19 protein-coding genes are annotated in these 22,181 nt (G+C 61.4%); 12 read left to right on the forward strand and 7 right to left on the reverse strand.

Annotated elements, in window-relative coordinates:
- Positions 1 to 102 precede the first annotated feature (102 nt).
- The 7 genes from KY379_RS21655 to pdxJ all read left to right on the forward strand — a co-directional run bounded on the left by KY379_RS21655 (position 103) and on the right by pdxJ (position 7,610).
- Positions 103 to 1,500: a DegQ family serine endoprotease gene (locus tag KY379_RS21655; protein WP_397466890.1), complete on the forward strand. Its 1,398-nt coding sequence runs from the start codon at positions 103 to 105 to the stop codon at positions 1,498 to 1,500.
- 183 nt (positions 1,501 to 1,683) lie between these two features.
- Entirely contained in the window at positions 1,684 to 3,483 is a 1,800-nt protein-coding gene (gene lepA, locus KY379_RS21660; protein ID WP_133332063.1) for a translation elongation factor 4, read from the forward strand.
- Positions 3,484 to 3,488: 5 nt separating this feature from the next.
- Positions 3,489 to 4,343, forward strand: coding sequence for a signal peptidase I (lepB, locus tag KY379_RS21665; protein WP_133332064.1), 855 nt, complete (start codon positions 3,489 to 3,491; stop codon positions 4,341 to 4,343).
- 162 nt (positions 4,344 to 4,505) lie between these two features.
- Complete coding sequence (gene rnc / locus KY379_RS21670; protein WP_133332065.1) at positions 4,506 to 5,195, forward strand: ribonuclease III; 690 nt, start codon at positions 4,506 to 4,508, stop codon at positions 5,193 to 5,195.
- Positions 5,188 to 6,090, forward strand: a complete 903-nt coding sequence (gene era, locus KY379_RS21675) for a GTPase Era (RefSeq protein ID WP_133332066.1) — start codon at positions 5,188 to 5,190, stop codon at positions 6,088 to 6,090. Before rnc ends, era begins: the two co-directional genes overlap by 8 nt.
- A gap of 52 nt (positions 6,091 to 6,142) precedes the next feature.
- Complete coding sequence (gene recO, locus KY379_RS21680; protein WP_133332067.1) at positions 6,143 to 6,826, forward strand: DNA repair protein RecO; 684 nt, start codon at positions 6,143 to 6,145, stop codon at positions 6,824 to 6,826.
- A 61-nt stretch (positions 6,827 to 6,887) separates the two neighbouring features.
- Positions 6,888 to 7,610, forward strand: a complete 723-nt coding sequence (gene pdxJ / locus KY379_RS21685; RefSeq protein WP_230385241.1) for a pyridoxine 5'-phosphate synthase — start codon at positions 6,888 to 6,890, stop codon at positions 7,608 to 7,610.
- A gap of 47 nt (positions 7,611 to 7,657) precedes the next feature.
- Here pdxJ and cmoB read toward each other — a convergent pair whose 3' ends face one another.
- Entirely contained in the window at positions 7,658 to 8,614 is a 957-nt protein-coding gene (gene cmoB, locus KY379_RS21690) for a tRNA 5-methoxyuridine(34)/uridine 5-oxyacetic acid(34) synthase CmoB (RefSeq protein WP_133332069.1), read from the reverse strand.
- 70 nt (positions 8,615 to 8,684) lie between these two features.
- Complete coding sequence (locus KY379_RS27295; RefSeq protein WP_314733526.1) at positions 8,685 to 8,804, reverse strand: transposase; 120 nt, start codon at positions 8,802 to 8,804, stop codon at positions 8,685 to 8,687.
- Between the two features lie 106 nt (positions 8,805 to 8,910).
- Between KY379_RS27295 and KY379_RS21700 the strand changes: the two genes are divergently transcribed.
- A complete protein-coding gene (locus KY379_RS21700; RefSeq protein WP_261261841.1) occupies positions 8,911 to 9,975 on the forward strand; it encodes an RNA-guided endonuclease InsQ/TnpB family protein in 1,065 nt (354 codons plus the stop codon).
- Positions 9,976 to 9,988: 13 nt separating this feature from the next.
- Here the strand turns inward: KY379_RS21700 and cmoA are convergent, their stop codons facing one another.
- On the reverse strand, positions 9,989 to 10,732 hold the full coding sequence (cmoA, locus tag KY379_RS21705; RefSeq protein WP_261241302.1) for a carboxy-S-adenosyl-L-methionine synthase CmoA: 744 nt from the start codon (positions 10,730 to 10,732) through the stop codon (positions 9,989 to 9,991).
- 241 nt (positions 10,733 to 10,973) lie between these two features.
- On the opposite strand from cmoA, the gene KY379_RS21710 reads away from it, so the two are divergent.
- Both KY379_RS21710 and KY379_RS21715 read left to right on the forward strand, forming a co-directional pair.
- On the forward strand, positions 10,974 to 12,167 hold the full coding sequence (locus tag KY379_RS21710) for an alpha-xenorhabdolysin family binary toxin subunit A (protein ID WP_261241301.1): 1,194 nt from the start codon (positions 10,974 to 10,976) through the stop codon (positions 12,165 to 12,167).
- A gap of 3 nt (positions 12,168 to 12,170) precedes the next feature.
- Entirely contained in the window at positions 12,171 to 13,091 is a 921-nt protein-coding gene (locus KY379_RS21715) for an alpha-xenorhabdolysin family binary toxin subunit B (protein ID WP_261241300.1), read from the forward strand.
- Between the two features lie 7 nt (positions 13,092 to 13,098).
- Here KY379_RS21715 and KY379_RS21720 read toward each other — a convergent pair whose 3' ends face one another.
- From KY379_RS21720 to KY379_RS21735, 4 genes are all read right to left on the reverse strand, one after another.
- Positions 13,099 to 13,494, reverse strand: a complete 396-nt coding sequence (locus tag KY379_RS21720; RefSeq protein ID WP_133332073.1) for a protease inhibitor I42 family protein — start codon at positions 13,492 to 13,494, stop codon at positions 13,099 to 13,101.
- A 158-nt stretch (positions 13,495 to 13,652) separates the two neighbouring features.
- Positions 13,653 to 16,073: an endopeptidase La gene (gene lon, locus KY379_RS21725; protein ID WP_133332074.1), complete on the reverse strand. Its 2,421-nt coding sequence runs from the start codon at positions 16,071 to 16,073 to the stop codon at positions 13,653 to 13,655.
- Positions 16,074 to 16,215: 142 nt separating this feature from the next.
- Positions 16,216 to 18,627: a glucose/quinate/shikimate family membrane-bound PQQ-dependent dehydrogenase gene (locus tag KY379_RS21730; protein WP_261241298.1), complete on the reverse strand. Its 2,412-nt coding sequence runs from the start codon at positions 18,625 to 18,627 to the stop codon at positions 16,216 to 16,218.
- Between the two features lie 301 nt (positions 18,628 to 18,928).
- Positions 18,929 to 20,965, reverse strand: coding sequence for a TonB-dependent receptor (locus KY379_RS21735; protein ID WP_261241296.1), 2,037 nt, complete (start codon positions 20,963 to 20,965; stop codon positions 18,929 to 18,931).
- Positions 20,966 to 21,138: 173 nt separating this feature from the next.
- On the opposite strand from KY379_RS21735, the gene KY379_RS21740 reads away from it, so the two are divergent.
- Positions 21,139 to 21,360 (forward strand): VF530 family DNA-binding protein, encoded by a 222-nt coding sequence (locus tag KY379_RS21740; protein ID WP_133332077.1) that lies wholly within the window; start codon positions 21,139 to 21,141, stop codon positions 21,358 to 21,360.
- Entirely contained in the window at positions 21,353 to 21,991 is a 639-nt protein-coding gene (locus KY379_RS21745) for a Pr6Pr family membrane protein (protein WP_133332078.1), read from the forward strand. The genes KY379_RS21740 and KY379_RS21745 overlap by 8 nt, the downstream gene beginning before the upstream one ends.
- Positions 21,992 to 22,181: the final 190 nt, after the last annotated feature.

Raw genomic sequence — 22,181 nt, forward strand, 5'->3', positions numbered from 1 at the left:
TTGGAGTCTGGCCTTTGCTGCGTCTGCAAAAGCTTAACTGCTAACTACGCTCGTTGTGACGGGAGCCGTATGTCAATACCACGCTTGAAATCCTATCTATCGATGTTCGCCGCCGTGCTCATGCTTGGCCAGGTGCTCACTGCCCAGGCCGAAGAAGCCCTGCCGGACTTCACGACCCTGGTCGAGCAGGCCTCGCCAGCGGTGGTCAACATCAGTACCAAACAGAAACTGCCTGACCGCCTCGCCGGTGGGCAGATGCCTGATCTTGAAGGTCTGCCACCGATGTTCCGCGAGTTCTTCGAGCGCAACATCCCGCAGCAGCCGCGTTCGCCCCGCGGCGACCGTCAGCGTGAAGCCCAGTCGCTGGGCTCGGGCTTCATCATCTCCAGCGACGGATACGTGCTCACAAACAACCACGTGGTGGCCGATGCCGACGAGATCATCGTCCGCCTGTCGGACCGTAGCGAGCTGAAGGCCAAGCTGGTCGGTACCGATCCGCGCACCGACGTGGCCCTGCTCAAGGTCGACGGCAAGAACCTGCCGACCGTGAAGCTCGGTGACTCGGAGAAGCTCAAGGTCGGTGAGTGGGTATTGGCCATCGGTTCGCCGTTCGGCTTCGATCACTCTGTGACCAAAGGTATCGTCAGTGCCAAGGGCCGAACCCTGCCCAATGACACCTACGTGCCGTTCATCCAGACCGACGTGGCGATCAACCCAGGCAACTCCGGCGGCCCACTGTTCAACATGAAGGGCGAAGTGGTCGGGATCAACTCGCAGATCTTCACCCGCTCCGGCGGCTTCATGGGCCTGTCGTTCGCCATCCCGATCGACGTGGCGCTGGACGTTTCCAATCAGCTGAAGAAAGACGGCAAGGTCAGCCGCGGCTGGCTGGGCGTGGTGATCCAGGAGGTCAACAAGGACCTGGCCGAGTCGTTCGGTCTCGACAAGCCGGCTGGCGCACTGGTCGCCCAGGTACTCGAAGATGGTCCGGCTGCCAAGGGTGGCCTGCAGGTAGGTGACGTGATCCTGAGCATGAACGGTCAGCCGATCGTCATGTCCGCCGATCTGCCGCATCTGGTCGGTAGCCTCAAGGACGGCGAAAAGGCCAAGCTGGAGATCATTCGCAACGGCAAGCGTCAGAACCTGGACGTAGTCGTTGGCACGCTGCCGGACGACGACGCCGACATCGCTGCCGGTGCCCAAGGGAGTGCCGAACGTAGCAGCAACCGCCTGGGCGTATCGGTCAGCGACCTGACCGACGAGCAGAAGAAATCGCTCGAGCTCAAGGGCGGCGTGGTCATCAAGGAAGTCCAGGAAGGTCCGGCTGCGCTGATCGGTCTGCGTCCGGGCGACGTCATCAGTCACCTGAACAACCAGGCCATCACCTCGGCCAAGCAATTTGCCGAGATCGCCAAGGAGCTGCCGAAGAACCGCTCGGTATCGATGCGCGTCCTGCGTCAGGGTCGTGCAAGTTTCATTACCTTCAAACTGGCTGAATAAGCTGGCGTTGAGGTAGGAAAAGGGCAGCTTCGGCTGCCCTTTTTCATGAAGTCCTTTATTCACGGTGATGAAACCTCAATGCACAGCCGATCGAGGAATCTCCCATATCCCTGAAGCTTGAGGTACAATTCCCGGCTATTTTTCGGCGGGCGTCCGGCTCGCAGCCTTTTCGAGTGTTGACCTGTGAGTGATTTGAGTCATATCCGCAATTTCTCCATCATCGCCCACATCGACCATGGCAAGTCGACGCTGGCCGACCGTTTCATCCAGATGTGCGGTGGCCTGACTGCGCGTGAAATGGAAGCCCAGGTGCTCGACTCCATGGACCTGGAGCGTGAGCGCGGTATCACCATCAAGGCCCACAGCGTCACGCTCAACTACAAGGCGCAAGATGGCAAGATCTACCAGCTGAACTTCATCGACACCCCCGGCCATGTCGACTTCACCTATGAAGTCTCGCGCTCGTTGGCAGCTTGCGAGGGTGCTCTGCTGGTGGTCGATGCTGGCCAGGGCGTCGAGGCGCAATCGGTGGCCAACTGCTACACCGCGATCGAGCAAGGTCTCGAGGTGATGCCGGTACTGAACAAGATGGATCTGCCCCAGGCCGACCCGGACCGCGTCAAGGACGAGATCGAGAAGATCATCGGCATCGATGCCACCGACGCCGTAGCGTGCAGCGCCAAGAGCGGCATGGGCGTCGACGAGGTGCTCGAGCGCCTGGTGCACACCATCCCGGCCCCCGAGGGGGAAATCGACGCCCCTCTGCAGGCGCTGATCATCGATTCCTGGTTCGACAACTACCTGGGCGTCGTTTCCCTGGTGCGTGTGCGTCATGGCCGCGTCAAGAAGGGCGACAAGATCCTGGTCAAGTCCACCGGCAAGGTGCACCTGGTCGACAGCGTCGGGGTCTTCACCCCCAAACACACCCAGACCGCTGACCTCAAGGCCGGCGAAGTGGGCTTCATCATTGCCAGCATCAAGGACATCCATGGTGCTCCGGTCGGTGACACCCTGACCTTGTCCGCGACCCCCGAGGTCGAGGTGCTGCCAGGCTTCAAGAAGATCCAGCCGCAGGTCTACGCGGGTCTGTTCCCGGTCAGCTCCGACGATTTCGAAGACTTCCGCGACGCTCTGCAGAAGCTCACGCTCAACGATTCCTCGTTGCAGTACATGCCGGAAAGCTCCGACGCCCTGGGCTTCGGTTTCCGCTGTGGCTTCCTCGGCATGCTGCACATGGAGATCATCCAGGAGCGCCTGGAGCGCGAGTACGACCTGGACCTGATCACCACTGCACCAAGCGTGATCTACGAGCTCGAACTCAAGACCGGCGAAACCATTACCGTCGACAACCCGTCGAAGCTGCCAGATGTATCGGCCGTGGCCGATTTCCGCGAGCCGATCGTCACTGCGACCATCCTCGTGCCGCAGGAGCATCTGGGCAACGTCATCACCCTGTGCATCGAGAAACGCGGCGTGCAGCGCGACATGCAGTTCCTCGGCAGCCAGGTGCAGGTGCGTTACGACATGCCGATGAACGAGGTGGTGCTGGACTTCTTCGACCGCCTCAAGTCCACCAGCCGCGGCTACGCTTCGCTGGACTATCATTTCGATCGCTACCAGTCGGCCAACCTGGTCAAGCTGGATGTACTGATCAATGGCGACAAGGTCGATGCCCTGGCATTGATCGTGCACCGCGACAACGCGGCCTATAAAGGCCGCGCGTTGACCGAGAAGATGAAGGAACTGATTCCTCGGCAGATGTTCGATGTAGCGATTCAGGCAGCCATCGGCGGCCAGATCATTGCGCGGACAACCGTCAAGGCGCTCAGAAAGAACGTACTGGCCAAGTGCTACGGCGGTGACGTCAGCCGTAAGAAGAAGTTGCTGGAGAAGCAGAAGGCCGGTAAGAAACGCATGAAACAGGTCGGCAACGTGGAGATTCCACAAGAAGCCTTCCTTGCCGTGCTCAGGTTGGATAGCTAGGTCCTATGTCGCTAAATTTCCCGCTGTTGCTAGTCATCGCCGTTGCTGTCTGCGGCCTGTTGGGCTTGATCGACCTGCTGTTCCTGGCCCCGCGCCGGCGAGCAGCGGTCGCCAATTACCAGGGCAGCGTCAGCCAGCCAGAAATGGCCGTGGTCGAACGCTTGAACAAGGAGCCGTTGCTGGTTGAGTACGGCAAGTCGTTCTTCCCGGTGCTGTTCATCGTGCTGGTGCTGCGTTCGTTCCTGGTGGAGCCGTTCCAGATCCCGTCGGGGTCGATGAAACCGACCCTGGAAGTCGGTGATTTCATCCTGGTGAACAAGTTCTCCTACGGCATCCGTCTGCCGGTGATCGACAAGAAGGTCATCGAGGTGGGCGACCCGCAACGCGGCGATGTGATGGTCTTCCGCTACCCCAGCGACCCGAACGTCAACTACATCAAGCGTGTGGTCGGTCTTCCGGGTGACCAGATCCGCTACACCAGCGACAAGCGGTTGTACGTCAACGGCCAGCCGGTCGCCGAGCAACTGGTCGGCGCAGAGCCGGGCACCTTGGGCAGCGCCGAGCTGTACAAAGAGAAGCTGGGCGAGACCGAACACCTGATCCGCAAGGAAATGACCCGCTATCGCATGCCGCCCGACCAGCAATGGACCGTGCCGGCCGGCCACTATTTCATGATGGGCGACAACCGCGACAACTCCAACGACAGCCGTTACTGGGACGACCCCAATATCCCCCAGGCGCTGCATGGCATGGTCCCGGACCGCAACATCGTCGGCAAGGCCTTCGCGGTGTGGATGAGCTGGCCAGAGCCCAAGCTCAGCCACTTCCCCAACCTGTCGCGGGTCGGCCTGATCCATTGATACCCAACGGCGCTGTCCAGCAGACAGCGCCGAATGCATTTCTGACATAGGCTGTGTTCTCAGGGATCGAGAGATCCGCCGCCGGTGGCGGTGGACCACAGCCAAACAAGTCTTCCAGGATGTTGATTTGAACAACGCGTTGAACAACCCACGGGTGGCCGCATGAGTGCTTCCCTTGCCCGTCTGGAGCGCAAGCTCGGTTACACCTTCAAGAACCAGGATCAGATGCTCCTGGCCCTGACCCATCGCAGCTATGCCGGGCGCAATAATGAGCGCCTGGAATTCCTCGGTGACGCCATTCTCAATTTCGTGGTTGGCGAAGCCCTGTTCGAGCGCTTCCCTCAGGCGCGCGAAGGCCAGTTGTCGCGCCTTCGTGCACGGTTGGTCAAGGGCGAGACCCTGGCCCGCCTGGCCCGGGGCTTCGACCTGGGCGAGTATTTGCGCCTGGGATCGGGTGAACTCAAGAGCGGCGGTTTCCGCCGCGAGTCGATCCTCGCCGACGCCCTTGAGGCACTGATCGGTGCCATTTACCTGGACGCCGACATGCAGGCTGCCCGGGAGCGTATCCTGGACTGGCTGACCAACGAGTTCGACGGCCTGACCTTGGTCGACACCAACAAGGACCCCAAGACACGCCTGCAGGAGTTCCTGCAATCGCGTGGTTGCGAGCTGCCGCGTTACGAGGTGGTGGACATCCAGGGCGAACCGCACTGCCGTACCTTCTTCGTCGAATGCGAAGTGGTTCTGCTGAACAACAAGAGCCGTGGCCAGGGCGTCAGCCGGCGTATCGCCGAGCAGGTCGCCGCCGCCGCTGCATTGATCGCCCTGGGCGTGGAGAATGGCAATGACTGATAGCAACCCGACCCGCTGCGGCTACGTGGCCATCGTCGGCCGTCCCAACGTGGGCAAGTCGACGCTGCTCAACCACATCCTCGGGCAGAAGCTCGCGATCACCTCGCGCAAGCCGCAGACCACCCGCCACAACATGCTCGGTATCAAGACCGAGGGTGACGTGCAGGCGATCTACGTCGATACCCCGGGTATGCACAAGGCCAACGACAAGGCCCTGAACCGCTACATGAACCGCAACGCCTCGGCGGCCCTGAAGGACGTCGACGTGGTGATCTTCGTGGTCGATCGGACCCGCTGGACCGATGAGGACCAACTGGTGCTGGAGCGGGTGCAGTACGTCACCGGCCCCGTGATCCTGGCCGTGAACAAGACCGACCGGATGGACGAGAAGGCCGAGCTGATCCCGCATCTGCAGTGGCTGCAGCAGCAACTGCCGAATGCCGAGATCGTGCCGATTTCGGCCCAGCAGGGGCACAACCTCGAGTCACTGGAAGCGCTGATCGCCAAGCACCTGCCGGAAAACGAGCACTTCTTCCCCGAAGACCAGATCACCGACCGCAGCAGCCGCTTTCTCGCCGCTGAACTGGTGCGTGAAAAGATCATGCGTCAGCTCGGTGCCGAGCTGCCGTACCAGATCACCGTCGAGATCGAGGAGTTCAAGCAGCAGGGGCATGTGTTGCATATCCACGCCCTGATCCTGGTCGAGCGGGATGGCCAGAAGAAGATCATCATTGGCGACAAGGGCGAGCGTATCAAGCGTATCGGTTCCGATGCCCGCAAGGACATGGAAGTGCTGTTCGACGCCAAGGTCATGCTCAACCTCTGGGTCAAGGTCAAAGGAGGCTGGTCCGACGATGAGCGCGCCCTGCGCTCGTTGGGCTACGGCGACCTGTAGCGGTCCAGCGCAATTGGCGTGCTCTGTGGGAGCGGGCCTACAGAGATAGTGCATGGAACAACCTGACGCCCAGCCGGCCTATGTACTGCACAGTCGTGCCTACAAGGAAACCAGTGCACTGGTCGACTTCCTCACGCCCCAAGGCCGTATGCGCGCAGTGTTGCGCCGGGCCAGGGGCAAGGGCGGCAGCCTGGTGCGGCCGTTCGTGCCGCTGGAAGTGGAGCTGCGTGGGCGCGGCGAGCTGAAGAACGTCGGGCGCCTCGATACCCTGGGCATCGCCGCCTGGTTGCATGGTGACGCACTGTTCAGCGGCCTCTATCTCAACGAATTGCTGATGCGCCTGCTGCCGGCGGAAGCGCCTCACCCGGCATTGTTCGAGCACTACACCTTGACCTTGCAAGCGCTGGCCGCAGATCGGCCGCTGGAGCCGCTGTTACGTTCCTTCGAATGGCGCCTGCTGGATGAACTGGGCTATGCCTTCGCCCTGGGGCAGGATGTCAACGGCCAGCCCGTGGATGCCAGTGGCCTCTATCGCCTGCGAGTCGATGCGGGCCTGGAGCGGGTGGAACTGGTGCAGCCTGGCTTGTTCACGGGGGCCGAGCTGTTGGCCCTGGCGCAGGCCGACTGGGACGCTCCCGGCGCCTTGCTTGCAGCGAAGCGCCTGATGCGCCAGGCCTTGGCGGTGCATCTTGGGCCAAAGCCTCTGGTTAGCCGGGAACTGTTTCGCAAGCGCTGAGCACGTCGTATCCTGTAGCGCTAAACCATCAGGAGAGCCTTTCGTGACTCACAGCAACCGCATGCTTCTTGGCGTCAACATCGACCACGTGGCGACGCTGCGCCAAGCCCGCGGCACGCGTTACCCGGACCCGGTCAAGGCCGCCCTGGACGCCGAGGAAGCCGGTGCCGACGGCATTACCGTGCACCTGCGCGAAGACCGCCGGCATATCCAGGAGCGTGATGTGCTGCTGCTCAAGGAAGTGCTGCAGACCCGCATGAACTTCGAGATGGGCGTCACCGAAGAAATGATGGCCTTCGCCGAAAAGATCCGCCCAGCGCACATCTGCCTGGTGCCCGAAACCCGCCAGGAGCTGACCACCGAGGGTGGGCTGGACGTGGCAGGCCAGGAGGAGCGGATCAAGGCTGCTGTCGAGCGCCTGGCGCGCACCGGTGCCGAGGTGTCGCTGTTCATCGATGCCGACCAGCGGCAGATCGAGGCCTCGCGCCGTGTCGGTGCCCCAGCGATCGAGCTGCATACTGGACGTTATGCCGATGCCCAGACGCCAACCGAGCTTGCCGAAGAGCTTCAGCGCATCAAGGACGGCGTGGCGTTTGGCGTGGGTCAGGGGCTGATCGTCAATGCCGGGCATGGCCTGCATTACCACAACGTCGAGGCGGTAGCCGCTATCAAAGGCATCAATGAACTGAACATCGGCCATGCGTTGGTGGCCCATGCGCTGTTCGTCGGCTTCAAGGCTGCCGTGGCCGAGATGAAGGCCCTGATCGTGGCGGCCGCGCGCTGAGAACGATCGCCGGCGCCTGCAGGCGCCGGCTCAAGGGGAAGGCGGCGTTACTTGCGCGCCAGTAGCGTCGCGCGCCGTGGCGCCGGCAGACCTTCGATGGTCTTGCCATGGTCATTGGGATCGAGGAAGTCGACCAACGACTGATAGCGCATCCAGTCGGTGCTGCGTTGTTCCTCGACACTGGTCACACTGACATCCACGCAGCGTACCTCGCTGAAACCCGCGCGCCGCAACCAACGCTCCAGCGCCGGCACCGACGGTAGGTACCAGACGTTACGCATCTGCGCGTAGCGGTCTTCGGGCACCAGCACCTGCTGTTCGTCACCTTCGATCACCAGCGTTTCCAGTACCAGTTCGCCGCCTTTGACCAGGCAGTCCTTCAGCGCCAGCAGATGTTCGATCGGTGAGCGGCGGTGGTAGAACACTCCCATGGAGAACACCGTGTCGAAACCTTCGAGATTGGCAGGCAGGTCTTCCAGGGCGAATGGCAGGTGCCAGGCGGGCAGGTCGGGGAGGTATTGCTGCACTGCCTGGAACTGACAGAAGAACAGCCAGTTCGGGTCGACGCCAATGACCATGTCGGCCCCTGCGCCGAGCATGCGCCACTGGTAGTAGCCGTTGCCACAGCCGACATCGAGGACGCGCTTACCCTTGAGGTCCAGGTGCGGGCTGACCCGAGACCACTTCCAGTCCGAGCGCCATTCGGTGTCGACGTGGACGCCGAACAGGTCGAACGGCCCCTTGCGCCAAGGTGACAGGCCCATCAGAGCCTGATGCATCTGGGCGCGGGTGGCATCGTCGCAGGGGCAGTCCAGACGCAGGCCATCGACCAGGTCGATCTCGCTCGGTTGCAGACGCGGCAGGGCCTCCAAGGCCCCGCGCCAGCGATCGAGGTCGCCATGGCCTTTTTCCAGCTTGGCTTCGAGTTGAGCTTGCAGGCCTCGGGACCAGGAAGCCAGTGGAGTGCCCGCCAGGCGGCGGACCAGGGGAGACAGATCGATCATCGGCTTTCTCCGCGAGATACCCCGTACTTTAGTGCGGGGAGGGATAGCGAGGCGTGCGAACTGCGCGCCCTTACGCCGGCCTGTCTTGCTGCTCGATGTAGCGCCGAACCACGTGCAATGGCGCACCGCCTACGCTGCCGGCGAAATACGACGCCGACCATAACGCATTCCCCTGCCAGGCTGGTTGCATCAATTCCGGGAAATAACACGCAACGAATCCTCCACTAGACCAACCTTGAGAAAACCAGGGTAACCGCGCTATTTTGCTGAATAATATGGATAAAGGCTAATCCAGAGTGAAAGCTACCAAAACCCTCCAATTGCGCATCAAGGACAGGCATGCGCCCGTTCTGCGCGGGTGGGCGCGGTCGGTTAACACTGTCTGGAATTACCTGAACGAATTGAGCTATCGCAACATCTGTGACCATGGGCGATTCTTGACCGGCTTTGATTTTCAGCCGTACACCAAAGGCTCCGGCAAGTTGCTCGGCTTGCATAGCGGCACCGTGCAGGAATTGCAGGAACAATACGCCGTCAAGCGTAATGCAGCTAAGCGTGCGCGGCTGGCCTGGCGCAAGTCGGGCGGCGTTCGCCGGTCGTTGGGTTGGGTTCCCTTCAAGGGCGCTCAATGCGCACCGGTCTGGAAAAATGGGCAACTCTACTTTAACGGGCATTACTTCGGCGTATGGGACAGCTACGGCCTTGGGCAATTCAAGTTTCGCGCCGGTAGCTTTAGCGAAGATGCCCGTGGCCGTTGGTACTTCAACGTGTGTGTTGAGGTCGAACGTACTTGCCCAGCCGGACAGGCTGAAATCGGTATCGACCTTGGGTTGAAAACCACGGCCACCTGTAGCGACGGCAGCGCCCTTGAGGCGGGGCGGTTCTACCGCGACCTTGAAGGCAAGTTGGCCATTGCCCAGCGTGCCGGCAAGAAAACCCGCGCGCGAGCCATCCACGCCAAGATCGCGAACCGTCGCAAGGATGCACTTCACAAATTCAGCACCGCGCTTGTGCAGCGGTGCGGGCTGATCGTTGTTGGCAACGTCAAGCCCAAAGCGTTGGCTAAGACCCAAATGGCCAAGTCGGTGCACGACGCCGGTTGGGGCATGTTGAAAACGATGCTGTCTTACAAGTGCGATAGCGCAGGCATCGTTTTTCGTGAAGTCAACGAAGCGTACACCACCCAAGCCTGTTCGCATTGCGGCGCACTCCCGCCCAGTAGTCCGAAAGGTAGAACCGGCCTTGGAATAAGAGAATGGACGTGTGAGTGTGGTGTCACTCACGACCGCGACATTAACGCGGCGAGGAACATTCTCGCGGTCGGGCATGGCCGTCTACCTGTAGGAATTCCCGTCCTTTAGGGCGGGGAGGATGTCAAGGCAGGGCTATCAGCGAAGCGAAGTTAAGGCATTGGAACCATGGCACCACCTTGGTGAAGCCGGCGGCGAGCAGTCGTTCCTTGTGGGCGTCGAGGGTATCGGGTTTCATCACGTTCTCGATGGCGCTGCGTTTCTGGGCGATCTCCAGTTCGCTGTAGCCATTGGCACGCTTGAAGTCCAGGTGCAATTCATTGAGCAGGGCCTGTTCGGCATCGTCGGCGAAACGCAGCTTTTCCGAGAGGATCAGCGCGCCTCCAGGCAGCAGCGCCTGGCGGATGCGTCCAAGCAATGCCAGGCGTTGCTCAGGCGCGATGAACTGCAGGGTGAAATTCATCGCCACGACCGAAGCAGGTTGCAGCGGCAGGGCGAGAATGTCGGCTTCCAGCACCTGTACCGGCAACAGTTCCTGGAACATCGAATCCTGGGCGGCCAGATACTGTCGGCAGCGCTCGACCATGGCCGCCGAATTGTCCACGGCGATTACCTGGCAGCCTTCGCTACGTACGTGGCGACGCAGAGACTGAGTGACCGCGCCCAGCGATGCGCCAAGGTCGTACAGCGCGGTGTGCGGCTGGGCGAACCGTGCCGCCAGCACCCCAAGGTTCTCGACGATGGTCGGGTAACCGGGCACCGAGCGCTTGATCATGTCCGGGAATACGCGGACCACGTCCTCGTTGAAGACGAAGTCGGGCACCTGCTCGAGGGGCTGGGCGAAAAGCCGGTCGGATTGCTTGCTCACGGTGTGCTCGTGCTGGGAAACGGGGCGCCATTCTAACCAAAAGCCGGCATCGCTGCCTAATGATCGGACCAATGCGACGAACTGCGGGGTGGGGGACGGTTTCCTTGTTTCAAAGCCCTGACCGGGAACGGCGATCTTTCTCCATGGGTATCGTAATAACCCCGACTTCGCCGCGCAGTGGAGATGTTTAAAGTCGTCTAAGTAGTCCAGTGTCGAATAAGCCATTAGAGGCATTGAATGTATGGTAAAGGAAAGTCGTGAGTATTCAGCGCTGTTCGCGTCGGATCAAGTAACACCTGGGAAGTCCTTCACCTTTGAACAATTGGACAGCGAGCAGCGCGCAGCTCTCGTACCCAGTCAACTGTTCGATCATAAGAAAAATGACCCGGCATTCATTTTTAGTTCGGACAATCTATTAACCATCAAGCGCTATGAACATGCCGTTGGACGCTTGCCCAGTCATCAGGAGATTGAGGCAAACCGAGCCTTTGCCATCTTGCAGATCGACGTCGCCGACGTGAAAGTGCTGTTTGACAATCTGCGAGCGCACGCCAACTCCTGGGATGCGATCGAAGACGAATGCAAGCGTTTAGGTTCCGGCTTGCAGGTATTTGCCGAATCAATCATCACGGAAGGCGCTGCGCTGATAGCGCAGATCAAGGCAATGGACTCCTGGAGTGCCCAGGTCGACAGCAAGGCCCTGGGTGCCGCAGCCTTCATGAACGATGATGGCAAGACCTTCCGCGAGCAGGTCGACGCCCACCTCTCGTTGATCAAAGAGGATGTCCTGCACCAACGCAGCAACATTCAACACATCAGGGCGCTTGTCGACCGTTTCGGTGATGACATTAGCGAAAATCTCAAGCCCATGACCGATGCCTTGTTGGCGCAGGTCCAGAGCCAATCCGTTCCCGAAAAACTGGTCGAGCTGCAGCAGAAGCTTGCCGAGTTGGACGAGGCCATACAATTCAATTTGAGCCAATATAAAACCTTTGTCGGTGTTTCTTTCTCCGGCTTGGCGTTTGGCCCTTATGGGCTCATCATTACCGGTGGCATCTTCGGCGCCAAAGCTGAAAAGGTCAGAAAAGAAAAGAACGAACTGATTAAACAACGCGCGCAGGTGGACCGCGACATCAAAGCGCTCGTTGGTGATGTCGGTGGATTCGAAACCATCGGTGAGCATATCTTGGACATACAGTTTCGCCTGGTTGACGTCAGTGTCGCGGCAAAGAATCTAGAGGATGTCTGGATTCTCTTGGGATCTTATGTAGAACATTCCATCAGAAGAGCCGAGCGGGTGTCGACCCAGTTGGAGCTTCGTCACTTCGTCACTTCGTTCGAGCGGGTCATCAGGCCTTGGAACAACATCCAAGACATCTCGATCCAGCTTTCTCGGCTGTTCAACAAAGCCCTCAAACTCGAAGGAGACGAATAAATCATGGACATCAAAGCAGACGATCTACCGGACATCGGCGCAATGCTGTCTATCGAAAGCCGCTTGAACGACCTTTATCACAGTAAGACTGCCGGTATGGTCCCGGCCGTTCGCGAGCGCTTGCGCGATTTGAGGGGGCTGATACAGGGTAGTAACGATATTCTGCGGGAAAATGTGATCAGTGCGCTGGTGGCGTTGAACATGGACCTCGAATTCTCCTCGACAGCGACCGAGGAGGACCTGCTACGTTCCTGCCAGTTCCTGAATGAGGAAATGGTGCAGATTGCCCAGGCGGTCGAGCGTGTGACGCGTTACCGATCACCCTCGCTCATCGCGGTGGCCGAGGACAACGATCAGCGTGTCGCCAGCAGTCGCGCCGCGGTGGAACGCCAGGAGCAGTTGATCGCCGCGCAACGCAAGCGCTTGTCCGAAGTCGATGAGCTGCTAAACACCTTGGATCGACCCTCAGTACAGAAGGCGCTGCGCAACCTGATCCCGCAGGAAAAAGATATCGATGCCATGCTGTCCGCGTTCAGCGATCCCACCCTCAGCGTGGGGTTGGTCAAGGCAGCCTTGGAGAAGCTCAACCAGAACCTTGACCTGCTCGAGCAAGGGCGCAGGTTTTCCGATGTGCTGGATGCACGGGCGCGGCTTGCCGCTCAACTGGAAGAACAGATGCGGCTGTTGCAGGAGTTGCAACGGCAACTGCAAGCAGCCCAGGCGAGGGGCGGGCAGTTGGTGGGTGCACGGGAGCTGCTGGCGTTGCGCGAGCCTTGGTTGGAGCAGGCCAACAGGTTCACGGTGCGTTGGCAAGCGCTCTCGGTCACGCTTCGGAGATGCACCGAACTGCATGACTTGGTCACCGCTCTGGGTGAGGCGCGTGACTACCTGCTGGCGCTGCGTCGGCGGATCGAAGCGGTCTGACCGACGCTCAGCGCACCCGGACTTCGCAATCGAAGGTCTGCACCGGTTGCACTTCCGGGGCCCAGGGTTGTTGATAGACCAGGACCAGGTGGCCGTCGCCGGCCGCCTCGGCCTGGAAGCGCCAGGTGGATTCGCCGGCGGTACCGACCAGACCACTGTCCTCGGGGGCGGCATAGACTTCTGGGCCAAGGCTGCGCAGCACACCTGGGGCTGCGTCCTGAACCCGCCAGCGATAGCCGGTAGAGGGGTTGCTGGGCAGGGTCAGGCTGACGACCTGGCCGACCAGCAGACGCTTGGGACATTCACTGTCGGCATCCAGTTCGGCGGGTTTGTTCTGGGGCTGTTGGGCGCAGGCTGCGAGCAAGGCAAGGCCCAGTGGAACGAACAGGCGAGGGGCGGACATGGCGGCTCCGGAGGCAGACGATGGCCTGAGGATAACCGATGACGCCGGGTTTTTGTGCAGTTGGCAAGGGCCGCGTCGCCGGCAAGCTGGCGCCTAAGGATACACCGCCGTTCCAAGGGGCGTCGGATTCCCGTAGGCGTCGGCTTGCCGGCGATCGATCAGAACAACACTTTGACCACGTCAGCGAAGCGCTTGGCGAAGTGCACCGTCAAGCCTTCTCGCAGGTAATCGGGCAGCTCTTCGAAATCGCCACGGTTGGCCTCGGGCAAGATCAGCTCGTAGATTTTCTGCCGCTTGGCCGCGATCACCTTTTCGCGCACGCCGCCAATCGGCAGCACCTGGCCGGTAAGCGTCAGTTCGCCGGTCATGGCCACGCCTTTCTTCGGTGCCTGGTCGCGCGCCAGCGACAGCAGTGCGCTGGCCATGGTCACCCCGGCGCTCGGGCCATCCTTGGGCGTGGCGCCTTCAGGCACGTGCAGATGGATGAAGGCTTCGTTGAAGAAGCCCGGCTCGCCACCGAACTGCTTGAGGTTGGAGCTGACATAGCTATAGGCGATCTCTGCAGACTCCTTCATCACATCGCCGAGCTTGCCGGTCAGCTTAAGGCCACGGTTGAGCGTATGGATGCGCGTCGCCTCGATCGGAAGCGTCGCCCCTCCCATGCTGGTCCAAGCCAGGCCAGTGATCACGCCTTTGCCGGCCAGTACCTGTTCGCTGCGGAATACCGGCATGCCCAGGGCGGCCTCGAGGTCCTTGGGACCGATCTTGAGCTTGGCTTGCGGGTCGTCCAGCAACTTGACCACCGCCTTGCGTATCAGTTTGCCGAGTTGTTTTTCCAGCTGGCGAACTCCGGCCTCACGGGCATACCCCTCGATCACCGTGCGCAATGCGCTGTCGCTGATGCTCAGACTGCTCTTGGCGACACCGGCCTTGGCCAATTGCTTGGGCCATAGGTGCCGCTTGGCGATGGCCAGCTTTTCTTCGGTGATGTAGCCGGAGAGACGGATCACTTCCATACGATCGAGCAAGGGGCCGGGGATCGAGTCGAGGGTATTGGCGGTACATACGAAGAGCACTTTCGACAGGTCCAGGCGCAGGTCGAGGTAATGATCGAGGAAGTCGACGTTCTGCTCGGGATCGAGGGTTTCGAGCAAAGCCGAGGCCGGATCGCCCTGGTAGCTCTGGCCCATCTTGTCGATCTCGTCGAGCATGATCACCGGATTCATCACCTCGACATCCTTCAGTGCCTGCACCAGCTTGCCAGGTTGAGCGCCGATGTAGGTGCGGCGGTGACCTTTGATCTCGGCTTCGTCGCGCATGCCGCCGACACTGAAGCGGTAGAATGGCCGGCCCAAAGACTCGGCGATCGACTTGCCGATGCTGGTCTTACCCACGCCTGGCGGCCCCACCAGCAGCACGATGGAGCCACTGATTTCGCCTTTCCAGGCACCAACGGCGAGGAATTCGAGGATACGTTCCTTGATGTCATCGAGCCCAGCATGGTGCTGGTCGAGTATCTTGCGCGCATGCTTGAGGTCGAGCTTGTCCTTGCCATACACGCCCCAGGGCAAGGCGGTGGCCCAGTCCAGGTAATTGCGGGTGACGGCGTATTCGGGCGAGCCGGTTTCCAGGATCGCCAGCTTGCCCATCTCTTCGTCGATGCGCTTCTTCGCCTGCTCGGGCAGGGTTTTGCCCGCCAGCCGTTGCTCGAACTGTTCCAGGTCGGCACTGCGATCGTCCTTGGTCAGGCCCAGCTCCTGCTGGATGACCTTGAGCTGTTCTTTGAGGAAGAACTCGCGCTGATGCTCGCCGATCTGGCGATTGACCTCTGCGGAAATCTCGTTCTGCAGGCGCGCGACCTCGACTTCCTTGCGCAGCATCGGCAGGACCTTCTCCATGCGCTTGAGCATCGGCACGCAGTCGAGCACTTCCTGCAACTGTTGGCCTGTGGCCGATGTCAGGGCGGCGGCGAAATCGGTGAGCGGCGAAGGGTCGTTGGGGCTGAAGCGGTTGAGGTAGTTCTTCAGCTCTTCGCTGTACAGCGGGTTGAGTGGCAGCAGCTCCTTGATCGCGTTGATCAGGGCCATGCCGTAGGCCTTGACCTCATCGGTCGGTACGGCGGGTTCCCGTGGGTAGTCGACTTCCACCAAGTAGGGCGGGCGGTGATGCTTGAGCCAGGTGCGGATGCGCACGCGGGTCAGGCCTTGGGCGACGAACTGCAGCTTGCCGTTTTCACGACTGGCATGGTGCACCTTGACCAGGGTGCCGTACTCGGGCAGGGCCGAGGTGTCGAAATGACGATGGTCTTCTGGCGGAGTATCCATGAAGAACAGCGCTAGGGAATGGTGCGGCGTCTTGGCCACCAGGTCGAGGGTCTCGGCCCAGGGCTCTTCGTTGACGATCACCGGAAGCACCTGAGCCGGGAAGAACGGGCGGTTGTGGATCGGGATCACATAGACCTTGTCCGGCAATTGCTGGCCGGGCAGGGCGAGCGCATGGCCGCGTCCGGCCTGGGCATCGAGGTGTTCGACTGTACTGTGTTCGTCGGGTTGTTCGGGGAAATCCTGCTGGTCGCTCATGGGGCACCTGCGTGAATGGCTATGGTGCTTAGATGGGGCGGGCGGCGGAGGGTTTCAAGCGGCAGGCCACAAGCCACAAGCGATCAAGCGGGCTCACCGGCACCGCTTGATCGCTTGTGGCTTGCAGCTTGCCGCTTGCAGCTCAATCCGCCAATTTGTAAGCGATGATGTAGTCGCCCATGCGAGTGCCCAGCGAGCCGTGACCGCCGGCGACGATCAGCACGTATTGTTTGCCGTCCTTGCCGGTATAGGTCATCGGTGTGGCCTGGCCACCGGCGGGCAGGCGAGCCTTCCACAGTTCCTTGCCGTCATTGGTGTCATAGGCGCGCAGGTACTGGTCCAGGGTACCGGCCAGGAAGCCGACGCCGCCGGCGGTGACGATCGAACCTCCCATGCTCGGCACGCCCACCGGCAAGCCGATCGGCACTGGCGTACTGTCGCGGGTGGTGCCGTTCTTGCGCTTCCACACCACTTTGTTGGTGAACAGGTCGATGGCCGCTACATAGCCCCAGGAAGGCGCTTGGCAAGGCACGCCCAGCGGCGACATGAACGGGTGCATGATCACTGCGTACGGCGCACCGGTGTTGGGTTGTACGCCGCTGGTCTCGCTCTCGCGCTTGCTGCCGGCAGCCACCTGCTCGCGCGGCACCATCTTCGACACGAAGGCCATGTAGTTGGGCGAGGTGAACAGCAACTGGCGCACGGGGTCGACTGAGACACCACCCCAGTTGAACACCCCGACATTGCCCGGGTAGATCAGGCTGCCCTGTTCCGACGGCGGCGTGTATTGGCCTTCGTAGCGCAGTTCGCGGAACTGGATGCGGCACAGCATCTGGTCGAACGGCGTGGCGCCCCACATGGCCTGCTCACTGAGTTCCGGGCCCAGCAGGTTGAGGTCCGAGCGCGCTTGGGTCGGCGCGGTGTGGTCACCGGGAACGGCGCCTTGGGGCGTCGGGATTTCGCGGATCGGCACGATCGGCGTGCCGTCACGGCGGTCGAGCACGTAAAGGCTGCCTTGTTTGGTGGGCACGATGATCGCCGGCTTGATGCCGTCGTCGGTCTTCAGGTGTACCAGGGTCGGCTGGCTGCCGACGTCCATGTCCCAGAGGTCGTGATGAGTGAACTGGTAGTTCCAGCGGACCTTGCCGGTAGCCAGGTCAAGCGCGACCACGCCAGCACTGTACTTCTCCGCGCCGGGGGTGCGGTTGGCGCCGTATTGGTCGGGTGTCTGGTTACCCAGGGGGAGGTAGATCAGGCCGAGTTTCTCGTCGACACTGGCCAGCGACCACATGTTGGCCGAGTTGCGGCTGTACGTCTTGCCGGGGGCCAAGGGCTTGGTGTCTTCAGGATTGTTGCTGTCCCAGTTCCAGACCAGACGACCGTCGTGCACGTCGTAGGCGCGGATCACTCCAGAGGGCTCGTCGGTCGACTCGTTGTCCGTGACATGACCGCCGATGATCACCAGTTCACGGGTGATCGCTGCCGGCGACGTGGAGTAATACCCACCGGCGGTGAACGGCCCCATACCGATACTCAGGTCGATGGCGCCCTGGTTGGCGAAGCCTTCGCAGACCCGGCCATTGTCGGCGTTGATGGCGATCAGGCGAGCGTCGGCGGTTGGCAGGTACAGACGACGCGGGCAGGCCAGCGCCACCGCCTGGCCGGCTTCGGATACCTTCGGTACCGGACTGCCATCGCGGCTGACGTAGCTGTTCTCGTCATAGTACGAGACGCCGCGGCAGGTCATGTGGGCAAAGCCCTTGAAGGTGTGGGTAGGGCTTTTGATCTGCGGGTCGAAACGCCAGATCTCGGCACCGGTGTCCGGATCCAGGGCCAGCACCCGGCCATGGGCGGTGCAGGCATAGAGCATGCCGTTGGCCTTGAGCGGGGTGTTCTCGTTGGTCAGTTCGACTGGATCGTTGTCGGTCGGCAGGTCGCCGGTGCGAATGCGCCAGGCTTCTTCCAGACGATAGGCGTTATGCGGCGTGATCTGGCGCAGTGGCGAGTAGCGGTCGCCATGTTCTGTGCGTCCATAGGCCTGCCAATCACCGTCAGGCATCGACGGCGCGGCGCTGGCCATTTCGCTGCTCTCGCGGCCCACTTCGCCGAACACTTCGCCTGGGTGGGTGAACTGACTGGCCAGCGCGCAGGCGCCCGACGCGAGCACCGCGACGCTGAGCAGGGCAGTGTTGGCCTTGGAGGCCGGCCCGGTGAGTGGGCGGCGTGCCCAGGGCAGCAGCAGGATCACGCCGATGGCGAACCACAGCGACAGGCGTGGCACCAGTTGCCACCAATCCAGGCCGACTTCCAGCAGTGCCCACGCCGTGCTGCCCAACAACAATACACCGTACAAACCCAAGGCGATGCGGCGCAGGGCCAGCAATAGGATGCCGCTCAGGGCGAAACCGATGCCGGCGATCAAATAATAAAGCGATCCCCCCACCAGGCTAAGCTTGATACCGCCTGCCAGCAAGGCAAGGCCCATCACCAGCAACAGCACGCCCATGATGCGTGGTAGCCGGTGTTTTTCATTCTTGGCACCTTCGGTGCTCATCGTAGGTACTCCGTCAGGTCAAAATTCAGTGCTTGCGCACTTAAAGTAGTAGCAGCCGACAATCATCGTTTCGTTTGAGATAGCGCTGTCTTTGGAAAATGGACAACAGTCGAGCGCGGCGAGTCTGGCCAGGCTCGACGTTCAAGGCGCTATCTGGAAGGAATGAATCGATTCAGCGTGGGCGGGAGGATAGCGTGCTGGCTCGATGAAAAAAAGACAGATTGTCGCAGGGAATCGTTGCCGATCCGGTAACAGTGGGCGGCCCATCGCCGGCGCGACGGCGATGGGCGTCCAGGCCGGATCAGAAGGTGGTCCGCAGCCCAACCTCGACACTGCGCCCCGGTGCTGGAGCGATGTCACGCAAGATCGAGCTGGCATAACGTACGGTCTGATCGGTGAGGTTCTCACCGCGCACGAACGCCAGCCACTGGCTCTTGCCGATATCGAAGCGATAGCCGACGCTCGCCCCCAGGGTGGTGTAGCCGTCGGTGCTGGTCTCGTTGGCCGGCTTGCGATGTTGCGACGCGGCGTGCTGCACGTCGATTCGCGCCTGCCAGCGCTCCAGAGTCCAGACCAGTCCGCTGTTCAGGCGCAGCGGGGCGATACGCGGCAAAGGCTCGCCACTGTCGAGGTTCTTGGCGCGGGTGTAGTCGCCGGACAGCTCGAGCGCGAAGCTGCCATAGCGATTCTCCAGCAGTTGCCAGCGGTCCTGTGCCTCGATGCCATAGAAGCGTGCGCGCACGCCTTGGTAGCGGTACTCGGGGAAGCCGTCTGTCTCGTGGTCGTGGTCCTCGTCATGGTCGTGATCATGACCTTCGCGTAGGTTCCCGGTACCTATCAGGCCGATGTAGTTGCGAAAGTGGCTATAAAACACGCCCACGCTGCCCTTGTGGGTGCCGTTGTCAAAGCGCAGGGCCAGGTCGGCGGAAATCGCCTTTTCCTTGTTCAGACTGGCATCGCCGACTTCGTAGGCGCCAGTCGCTACGTGGGCGCCGTTGGCATAGAGCTCGTAGAACGTCGGTGCACGTTCGGTATAGGCCAGGTTGGCCGCCACAGCCCATACCGGGTCGAGCTGGTAGAGCGCGCCGGACGACAGGCTGAAGGCATTGAAACTACTGCTGCTGTCGGCATCGATGAAGTTCTCGTTGCCTTTGGCGTCCGGGTCGACCCTAGTGTGTTCCAGGCGGGCCCCCAGGCTCAGATTCAGGCGCTCGGTGGCCTGCCATTGCTCCAGGGCGAACAAGGCCAGACTGTCGGTATCGGTGTGTGGGACGAAAGCCTCCTCACCCAACGCCGAGAACTCATTGCGGCTGACTTGCGCACCGATCACGCCTTCCAATGGGCCCAACGGCTGATGGCGGGCCTCGACGCGGGCCTCGTAGCCTTTGTTCTTGAACGTGGTGTGGACCTCGCCTTCTTCGATTTCGCTGTGCTGGTAGTCGGTGTAGCCGGCATCGACCTTGACCGAGCTGAACGGGCCGTCGAGATCTCGCAGTTCCGATGCGAAGGCGTAGTGGTCCTGTTTCATGTCCAGGCGCACGCCCGACTCGGCTACCGAGCCGTAGTTGCTGTCGTAACGGCTGTAGGACAGGCCGGCATAGCCATGATCCCAGTGGTAGCTGCCGCCAACCGCTCCACCGTCCTGGCGACCGTCGCTGTTCTCCAGGCGTCCATGGCTGCCAGGCTCGTCGGCATCGCGGACTTTGGCGCTGAGTGCGTGACCGGGGATGCGCAGGTCGTTGAATTGCCGGCTGTTGGCATCCAGGTGCAGGGCGAACTCGCCGTTGCCGGCTTCCAGCTTGCCAGCGCTGCTGCGGGTGGTATCGGCCCCTCCGTAGCGCAGTTCGCCGGCGCCCTGGATGCCTTGGATCGGTGCGTCAGGTATGCGGTTGTCGAACGTGTTGACCACCCCACCAATGGCGTTTCCGCCGTACAGCAGAGCGGCCGGGCCGCGAACGATCTCGATGCGCTCGACGGTCACCGGGTCCAGCGGCACTGCGTGGTCGTAGGACAGCGACGAGGCATCCAGGGCGCCGACGCCATTGCGCAGGATGCGTATGCGATCACCATCCAGGCCGCGGATCACCGGACGGCTGGCACCGGGGCCGAACCAGGTGGAAGCGACACCGGGTTGCTTGTTCAGGGTTTCGCCGAGGCTGCCATGTTGCTGTTGGAGCAGGTCGTCGCCTTCAAGGACGGTGCTGGGCGTCGCGAGTTGACCATTGCCGAGCGGGTTGGCGGTGATGATCTGGGGTTCGAGTTCCACGGCCTGGCTGGGAGAGGAGGCCAGCCATAAGGCGATGGCAAGAGGGGAGAGGCGTAGCGGGAGGTGTTGCATGGGGTTAAGGCGTTCCTTGGCAGAGTTTTGTTAGTGTTACTGTATAACATCACTATTTCAGCACAGCGCCTCTCGACTTGACCAGCGCTTTTCTCCCAGCGCCGAGGCGAGCACATCGCTCAGCACCGACCACTACACTGGTGTAAGGTGCGCATCTTTTACGGAGCACTGGCATGAGCACGGCCCAACACAACGCACTGCATGGCAAGACCCTGGAGCAGATCCTCACCGAGCTGGTGGCTCACTATCAGTGGCAGGGGCTGGCTGAGCGCGTCGATGTGCGTTGTTTCAAGAGCAACCCGAGCATCAAGTCGAGCCTGACCTTCCTGCGCAAGACGCCTTGGGCGCGGGAGAAGGTCGAGCAGCTCTACGTCAAACTGCAGCGCAATGCCTGAGCGGCCAGCTCGCTTGTGGGTGGCCGCAGCGGCTGTGCTGGGCTGGGTGGGGCTGGCGGTGCAGGTCTATCTGGTGCTGCTGGGCCGCTGGCAGGCGCAGGCCAGCCTGATCGGCGGCCTGGTCAATCTCTTCGGCTACTTCACGGTGCTCAGCAATACCTTGGTGGCGACGGTGCTCAGTTATGCCGCTTTCGGTCACCAGGGCCGGGCCAGACGCTTTTTCCTGGCGCCGATGGTGAGTTCTGCGGTGGCGGCCAGCATCGTGTTGGTAGCGCTCGCCTACAGCGTGTTGCTGCGGCACCTGTGGCATCCGCAAGGTTGGCAGTGGCTGGCCGATGAGCTGCTGCACGACGTGATGCCGTTGTTGTACGTGCTGTACTGGTGGTTCGAGGTGCCCAAAGGCAGCTTGCGGCTCTGGCACCTGGCGCTCTGGGCGCTGTATCCGGCCTTGTATTTTGCTTATGCGCTGTGGCGAGGGAGCGAGATCGGTGTCTATGCCTATCCGTTCATCGATGTCGCCAGTCTCGGGTATGGGCAGGTCATGCTCAATGCGTTGGGGGTGCTGGCGGGGTTCTGGGGCATTGGCTTGGTGTTACTGGGGGTGGATCGGTGGCGGGCTTTTCGGGGTTAGGCTTGGGTTTTGGGGTTTTGGGGCTTTGGGATCGGGAACGATCCATTTTGTGTAGCGGCGCTACTGGCCCCTTCCGCCTTTACGGCGGGTCCCTTGTTTCTTGGAAAAAGGGACGCAAAACCGCTTGCTCCCACATACGGCCCCTACGCTGCGCTTCGGGGTCCCCTCGCTCCGGCGGCTTGCGGGCCCG

Origin of the sequence: Pseudomonas sp. HD6422 (genome assembly GCF_025377065.1) — a bacterium.
Classification (GTDB): domain Bacteria; phylum Pseudomonadota; class Gammaproteobacteria; order Pseudomonadales; family Pseudomonadaceae; genus Aquipseudomonas; species Aquipseudomonas putida_U.